Source organism: Kitasatospora sp. NPDC059803, assembly GCF_042732255.1.
In the GTDB taxonomy this organism is placed as follows: domain Bacteria; phylum Actinomycetota; class Actinomycetes; order Streptomycetales; family Streptomycetaceae; genus Kitasatospora.
The window spans coordinates 27,041-34,466 of the sequence record NZ_JBHWIJ010000057.1 but is presented as its reverse complement, the minus strand read 5'-3'; the positions used below and the strand labels follow the sequence as shown (position 1 = coordinate 34,466).

Sequence of the window (7,426 nt, the reverse complement as noted above, 5' to 3'; positions counted from 1 at the left end):
ACCCCCACCCCAACCAAACCCCTTCCTTGAACCACCCACCCCCCCCCCGCGCCTGCATAAACTACTCGCGGCCTGATCAAACCAACCACGTGTTGCGACGATCCCTAGAAACCGCCTCATCCCCGGGGCCGCCTCCGCGTTCCACACCGTTGTCGCGGCTACTGGCCGGCGACGTCCGGAGTGACCGGGTCCGGCCCCATGTGCGGATCGGCCTCCAGCGGTACGTTCTGGCCGCTCGACTGGTCGGTCACCGTCCGCCCGGCCAGTGGCGAGCGCAGATCGGCGGTCACCGACTGCCGCTTGGCCAGCGCGTTGCAGACCTGCCCGGGCTGCACCGGCGCCGCCACCACGATCCTGACGTCCACCCGGCCGGGGTGCGACTCGTCCGCCTTCAGCGCGTACTTCTGGCAGACCCCGCCGAAGAAGTAGACGGTCAGCCCGTTGCTGCCGTCCACCCGGTAGGAGACCGCCGGGCGCGCCCCAGACCCGGCCGGGTCGGGCTCGCCCACCGCGATCCCGGGGCCCGGGGGAGTGCCCCCGGAGCCGGCCGTCGACGGCTGCCCAGGGGCGGGCGAGGCCGGGGTGGGGGCCCACTTGGTCGGCGGTGTCTGGCCGGGCTGGTCCGACGTGGCCGACGGGTTCGCCGCCGGAGCCGTCGGAGCCGGCGCGGACGGGGCGCCGGAGGACGCCGGGGCCTCCGGGGAGGCGCTCGCGCCCGCCGAGGTCGTGGCCACGCCGCCCGCCGCCGCGTCCGAGGAGGTCTTGCCGTCCCCGTTGCACCCGGCCACCGTCACCACCGCCGCCAGCGCCAGGCCCGCCAGGGCCACCGCCCGCCGACCGCGCCGGGGCATCGTCTCCAGGTCCATCTGCACATCCTCCCGAGGGCTCAGCGGTGCCGCCCGCTCGGCCGCTCCGCGCGGATGTGACGTGACCCGGTCGGATCCGGTTCCACCCGCCCCGGGCCGGGGCGGGCGCCGGGTCACATGTCGTACTCGGCCATCCCGGCGACCAGCCGCTGCGCGTCGGACGGCACCCGGAACCCCTCCCGGGCGGGCGCGGCCGGCTCGGGACCGGTCGCCAGCAGCGGCCAGAACCGGCGCAGCCGCCGGGACGAACTCACCAGCGCGTCGAGGCTCTCGCCGTCGGCTTCGGTCCGGAGGGCGGACAGCGGGGCGTGGCTGGGCATCATCGGGCATCGCTCCGATCCATGGCCGTGGCCGCACTGCCACGGTCGACGACGGGGCCCGCCCGGCTCGGCGGGGCCCCTGCTGCCGACCCTAGGCCGGGGTTCGGCCCACCCACCAGTGCTACCCGGAGGTAGTACACGTTCGACGGTGACGGGTGCCACGATGGCACTGCGGGCCGGCGGATTGCGGCGGTCTTGCTGCGGCCCGCCCCGAGCCCGGTACCGTGTGTGGGTTCACCCGTGCTTGCCCGTTGGCCCCGCAGCCATCCTGAGGAGACCTCCCGTGCGTATCGCCGTCGCCGGCTCGATCGCCACCGACCACCTGATGACGTTCCCCGGTCGGTTCGCCGACCAGCTCGTCGCCGAGCAGCTGCACACCGTGTCGCTGTCCTTCCTGGTCGACACCCTGGACATCCGCCGCGGCGGAGTCGCGCCGAACATCGCGTTCGGCATGGGCGTGCTCGGGCTCCGCCCGATCCTGGTCGGCGCGGCCGGCGCGGACTTCGCCGAGTACCGCAGCTGGCTGGAGCGCAACAACGTGGACTGCAACTCCGTCCACATCTCCGAGACCCGGCACACCGCCCGCTTCATGTGCACCACGGACGAGGACCACAACCAGATCGCCTCGTTCTACACCGGTGCCATGGCGGAGGCCCGCAACATCGAGCTCAAGCCGATCGCCGACCGCGTCGGCGGCCTCGACCTCGTCCTGATCGGTGCCGACGACCCGCAGGGCATGGTGCGCCACACCCAGGAGTGCCGCACCCGCGGCTTCGCCTTCGCCGCCGACCCCTCCCAGCAGCTGGCCCGCCTGGACGGCGACGACATCCGCGACATCGTCGACGGCGCCGCGTACCTCTTCACCAACGAGTACGAGGCCGCGCTGATCGAGAGCAAGACCGGCTGGGACGCCGAGGAGATCCTCACCCGGGTCGGTACCCGGATCACCACCCTGGGCAGCAAGGGCGTGCGGATCGAGCGCAAGGGCGAGGCGGCGATCCTGGTCGGCTGCGCCGCCGAGGAGGCGAAGGTCGACCCGACCGGCGTCGGCGACGCCTTCCGGGCCGGCTTCCTGACCGGCCTGTCCTGGCAGCTCGACCTGGAGCGCGCCGCCCAGCTCGGCTGCATGCTCGCCACCCTGGTGATCGAGACCGTCGGCACCCAGGAGTACGAGCTGCGCCCGACCGCCTTCCTGAAGCGCTTCGAGGACGCCTACGGCGCCGAGGCCGCCGCGGACGTCCGCGCGCACCTGGTCAAGTAGTCCGCCGGACGACGAGGTAGGCCGAGCCCCGGTCGCCGCCGTAGTCGGCGGCCGGGGCCTCGCCCGCGTACTCCTGACCGCGCATCCCGCACCAGGCCGGGATGTCCAGCCGGGCCGCCTCGTCGTCCGCGAGCACGGCGACCGTGCCGCCCTCCGGCACCTCGCCGATCCGCTTCGCCAGCTCGATCACCGGCAGCGGGCAGCGCTTGCCCAGCGCGTCGATCACCAGCAGGGGCCCGGCCGCCGGCTCCGGCTCCGGGGCCGGCAGGTCCAGCCCGAGCGGCGCCCGGACGCCAGCGACCAGCTCCGGCAGCACGGTGAGGAAGCGTTCGACGTCGGCCTCGGCCGTCCCGGGCGGCAGCGAGACCCGGACGTTCCCCTCGGTGAGCACCCCCATCGCGGCCAGCACATGGCTCGGCGTCAGGGTGGAGGAGGTGCAGGAGGAGCCGGAGGAGACCGCGAAGCCCGCCCGGTCCAGTTCGGTGAGCAGCACCTCGCCGTCCACGTACAGGCAGGAGAAGGTGACGATGTGCGGCAGCCGCCGCACCGGGTCGCCGACCACCTCCACCTCGGGCACCAGCTGCGGCACCCGGGCCCGGATGCGCTCCACCAGCGCGTGGAGCCGGGCGTTCTCCCGCGCGGCCTCGGCCCGGACGGCCCGCAGCGAGGCGGCCGCGGCGACGATCGCCGGGACGTTGACGTAGCCGGGCACCCGCCCGCCCTCGCGTTCGTCGGCCGGCAGCGGCGAGGCGTACCGGACGCCCTTGCGCACCGCCAGCACCCCGACGCCGGGCGGCCCGCCCCACTTGTGCGCGCTGGCGGTCAGCAGCGACCAGCCCGCCGGGACGTCCATCCGCCCGACGCTCTGCGCGGCGTCGACCAGCAGCGGGACACCGGCCTCGCGGCAGTGTCCGGCGACCTCGCCGACCGGCTGGACCGTCCCCACCTCGTGGTTGGCGCTCTGCAGGACGGCCAGCGCGGTGTCCGCGCGCAGCAGCGCGGCGAACACGTCCGGGTCGACCCGTCCAGCGCGGTCCACCGGCGCCACCGAGACGGTGCCCCCGCCCGCCTCCTGACGCTCGGCGACGTGCAGCACGCTGGAGTGCTCGACCGCCGAGTGCACCAGGTGGCCGCCGCGCCGCCGGTGGCCGGCCAGCGCGCCCAGCATGCCGAGTTGCACCGCCTGCGTCCCGCTAGCGGTGAAGGAGATCTCGTCCGCCCGGGCGCCCAGGGCCTCGGCCACCGTCTCGCGGGCGGCGTCCAGCAGCATCCGGGCCTGCCGGCCGGAGCGGTACAGCCGGGCCGGATCGGCCCAGCCCTCGTCCAGGGCGGCGGTCAGCGCCTGCCGTGCGACGGGGTGCAGAGGGGCCGTCGAGGCCGCGTCGAAGTACACGGTCACATTTAACGACACACCCGGAGCCGTTCCGGTCCGACGACATCGCTTACCGGCCGTCAGTCGATCACCCCGAATGTCCGCTTCGTCCGCGTCCGACGGACCGTCACCCGCGTAGTTCGAGGTCATCCCCCGATCGGGCGTAAGGACCTCGAATGCCTACGATGACCTGCGACGCAGCCCCTGCCGGGCCTGATCGGGCGACCGGGCGGCGCGTTACCGGGGGCTGCCCGTCAGGAGCGCATAAGGCTGGAGTAGGGTTTGGCCCGCATAAGCATTCAAACCGTGCCCGTGGACGGGTCGCCGGGGAGGCTCACAATCCTCCGCGGGGCGACGCGAAGGCGGGCGAGACTTCGGGAAGGCGCTACGTGAGTCCCAACGGCTCCGACCGCTCGCCGCGGCGCACGATGCGGCGGAAGCTGCCTCAGGCGCTGGCACTGGGCCTCGTCATCGCGACCGCCACCGGCTGCTCGGCCAACGACCTCCCCAGGCTTGGCCTCCCGAGCCCCGTCACCAAGGAAGGGCCGATGGTCCTCCAGATGTGGCAGGGCTCCTGGATCGCGGCGCTGGTGGTCGGCGTACTGATGTGGGGTCTGATCATCTGGAGCGTGATCTTCCACCGGCGCAGCCGCACCGGCGTGGAGGTCCCCCCGCAGACCCGGTACAACGTGCCCATCGAGGCGCTCTACACCGCGGTCCCCATCATCATCGTCTCGGTGCTCTTCTACTTCGTCGCCCGCGACGAGTCGAAGCTGATCGCCGTCTCCGAGAAGCCGCAGCACACGGTCAACGTGGTCGGCTTCCAGTGGAGCTGGGCGTTCAACTACGAGAACACCGAGAACCCCGACCCGGCCAACAAGGACGCCGCGTACGACGTCGGTACGCCCAGGGACGTTCCGACGCTCTGGCTGCCGGTCAACGAGTCGGTGCAGTTCCGGCTGACCTCGCGTGACGTCATCCACGACTTCTGGCCCGTCAACTTCATGATGAAGATGGACGTCGTGCCGGGCGTGGTGAACAGGTTCGAGGTCACCCCCACCGTCAAGGGCGAGTACATGGGCAAGTGCGCGGAGCTCTGTGGCGTCGACCACTCGCGCATGCTGTTCAACGTCAAGGTCGTCGACCGCGCCGACTACGACAAGCACCTGGCGGACCTCCGGGCCAAGGGCCAGACCGGCGCGTTGCCCTCCGGCATCACGACCATGGGAAGTGAAGAGAAGTGACCATCCTCAACGAGCCCGCCGCGGCCGGCGGGGGCGCCGGGGCCGTCACGGTCGGGGCGCAGCGGACCCGCAAGCCGGGTTCGACCATCATCAAGTGGCTGACCACCACCGACCACAAGACGATCGGCACCCTGTACCTGGGCACGTCGTTCGCCTTCTTCCTGATCGGCGGCATCCTCGCGCTGGTCATGCGCGCCGAGCTGGCTCGTCCCGGGACCCAGATCCTGTCGAACGAGCAGTTCAACCAGGCGTTCACGATGCACGGCACGATCATGCTGCTGATGTTCGCGACGCCGCTGTTCGCCGGCTTCGCGAACTGGATCATGCCGCTCCAGATCGGCGCCCCGGATGTGGCGTTCCCGCGTCTGAACATGTTCGCGTACTGGCTGTACCTCTTCGGCTCGACCATCGCGGTGGCGGGCTTCCTGACCCCGAACGGCGCGGCCAACTTCGGCTGGTTCGCCTACTCCCCGCTGTCGGACGCGGTCCGTTCGCCGGGCGTCGGCGCCGACATGTGGATCATGGGTCTGGCCTTCTCCGGCTTCGGCACGATCCTCGGTGCGGTCAACTTCATCACCACGATCATCTGCATGCGCGCCCCCGGCATGACGATGTTCCGGATGTCGATCTTCGTCTGGAACGTCCTGCTGACCGCCGTGCTGGTCCTGCTGGCCTTCCCGGTCCTGGCCGCCGCGCTGTTCGCCCTGGAGGCGGACCGTAAATTCGGGGCCCACGTATTCGATCCCGCCAACGGCGGGGCGATGCTGTGGCAACACCTGTTCTGGTTCTTCGGCCACCCCGAGGTGTACATCATCGCGCTGCCGTTCTTCGGCATCGTGTCGGAGATCATCCCGGTCTTCAGCCGCAAGCCGATGTTCGGCTACTCCGGCCTGATCGCGGCCACCATCGCGATCGCCGGTCTGTCGGTGACGGTGTGGGCGCACCACATGTACGTCACCGGGCAGGTGCTGCTGCCGTTCTTCTCCTTCATGACCTTCCTGATCGCGGTCCCGACCGGTGTGAAGTTCTTCAACTGGGTCGGCACCATGTGGAAGGGCTCGCTGAGCTTCGAGACGCCGATGCTCTGGACGGTCGGCTTCCTGGTCACCTTCCTCTTCGGTGGTCTGACCGGTGTGCTGCTGGCCTCCCCGCCGATCGACTTCCACGTCTCGGACTCGTACTTCGTCGTCGCCCACTTCCACTACGTGGTCTTCGGCACCGTCGTCTTCGCGATGTTCGCCGGTTTCCACTTCTGGTGGCCGAAGATGACCGGCAAGATGCTGGACGAGCGCCTCGGCAAGATCACCTTCTGGACGCTGTTCTTCGGCTTCCACACCACCTTCCTGGTCCAGCACTGGCTCGGCGCGGAGGGCATGCCCCGCCGCTACGCCGACTACCTGGCCTCGGACGGCTTCACCACGCTGAACACCGTCTCGACCATCGGCTCGTTCGTGCTCGGCGCCTCGATGCTGCCGTTCCTCTACAACGTGTGGAAGACGGCCAAGTACGGCGAGAAGGTCGAGGTCGACGACCCGTGGGGCTACGGCCGCTCGCTGGAGTGGGCGACCTCCTGCCCGCCGCCGCGGCACAACTTCCTCACCCTGCCCCGGATCCGCTCCGAATCCCCGGCCTTCGACCTCCACCACCCGGAGATCGCCGCGCTGGACTACCTGGAGAACCACGGTGAGCCGGCCAAGCACCTCGCCGGCGTGACCCCGGCGAAGTACGACGCCCCGAAGCTGGACAAGGGCAAGAAGGAGGGCGACGTCTGATGAAGGAACAGGGAAAGATCTTCCTCGGGCTGGCGGTCTTCGTCCTCGCGATGGCCGTCACCTACGGCCTGTGGACCAACCACTCGGAGCACGGGATCGAGGCGGCCGGCACCACGGCGCTGTTCCTCGCCTTCGCGCTCTGCGCCTTCATCGGGTACTACCTCGCCTTCACCGCCCGCCGGGTGGACAGCGGCGCGGGTGACAACCCCGAGGCCGAGGTGGCGGACGACGCCGGCGAGCTGGGCTTCTTCGCCCCGCACAGCTGGCAGCCGCTCTCCCTGGCGATCGGCGGCTCGCTGGCGTTCCTCGGAGTGATCTTCGGCTGGTGGCTGCTGTTCTGGTCGATCCCGATCATCCTGATCGGCCTCTTCGGCTGGGTCTTCGAGTTCTACCGGGGCGAGAACCAGAACCAGTAGGTTCCCGGGTTCCGCCGACGACGACAGGGCCGGTGCGCCCCCCAGGGGGGGTCCCGCCCCCCGTGGGGGGGGTTCCCTATCGCCCCCCGCGGGGGGGGCCTGGCGCCAAGGTTCCGCCCGCCCGGCCGCTCGCCCGTTCGGGGTCGGGACGACTGTTCGGGGCGGCTATTCGAAG

General features: G+C 71.0%; 7 protein-coding genes. 4 read left to right on the top strand and 3 right to left on the bottom strand.

Annotated elements, in window-relative coordinates:
• Positions 1-158: 158 nt before the first annotated feature.
• Positions 159-866, bottom strand: a complete 708-nt coding sequence (locus tag ACFV6I_RS12700; protein ID WP_380424978.1) for a hypothetical protein — start codon at positions 864-866, stop codon at positions 159-161.
• 113 nt (positions 867-979) lie between these two features.
• Complete coding sequence (locus ACFV6I_RS12695) at positions 980-1,189, bottom strand: hypothetical protein (protein ID WP_063347294.1); 210 nt, start codon at positions 1,187-1,189, stop codon at positions 980-982.
• Positions 1,190-1,469: 280 nt separating this feature from the next.
• On the opposite strand from ACFV6I_RS12695, the gene ACFV6I_RS12690 reads away from it, so the two are divergent.
• Complete coding sequence (locus tag ACFV6I_RS12690) at positions 1,470-2,447, top strand: carbohydrate kinase family protein (protein WP_063347293.1); 978 nt, start codon at positions 1,470-1,472, stop codon at positions 2,445-2,447.
• On the opposite strand, the gene ACFV6I_RS12685 is transcribed toward ACFV6I_RS12690, so the two are convergent.
• Positions 2,440-3,840, bottom strand: coding sequence for a cysteine desulfurase/sulfurtransferase TusA family protein (locus ACFV6I_RS12685; RefSeq protein ID WP_063351057.1), 1,401 nt, complete (start codon positions 3,838-3,840; stop codon positions 2,440-2,442). The genes ACFV6I_RS12690 and ACFV6I_RS12685 overlap by 8 nt on opposite strands.
• 368 nt (positions 3,841-4,208) lie before the next feature.
• Here ACFV6I_RS12685 and coxB point away from each other — a divergent pair, with 368 nt between their 5' ends.
• The 3 genes from coxB to ACFV6I_RS12670 are packed head-to-tail and all read left to right on the top strand — an operon-like array spanning position 4,209 to position 7,251.
• Positions 4,209-5,063 (top strand): cytochrome c oxidase subunit II, encoded by an 855-nt coding sequence (coxB, locus tag ACFV6I_RS12680; protein ID WP_063347292.1) that lies wholly within the window; start codon positions 4,209-4,211, stop codon positions 5,061-5,063.
• Entirely contained in the window at positions 5,060-6,835 is a 1,776-nt protein-coding gene (gene ctaD / locus ACFV6I_RS12675; RefSeq protein ID WP_063347291.1) for a cytochrome c oxidase subunit I, read from the top strand. Before coxB ends, ctaD begins: the two co-directional genes overlap by 4 nt.
• Positions 6,835-7,251 carry a cytochrome c oxidase subunit 4 gene (locus ACFV6I_RS12670; RefSeq protein ID WP_063347290.1) on the top strand — a complete coding sequence of 139 codons (417 nt, stop codon included), beginning with the start codon at positions 6,835-6,837 and terminating at the stop codon, positions 7,249-7,251. The genes ctaD and ACFV6I_RS12670 overlap by 1 nt, the downstream gene beginning before the upstream one ends.
• Positions 7,252-7,426: the final 175 nt, after the last annotated feature.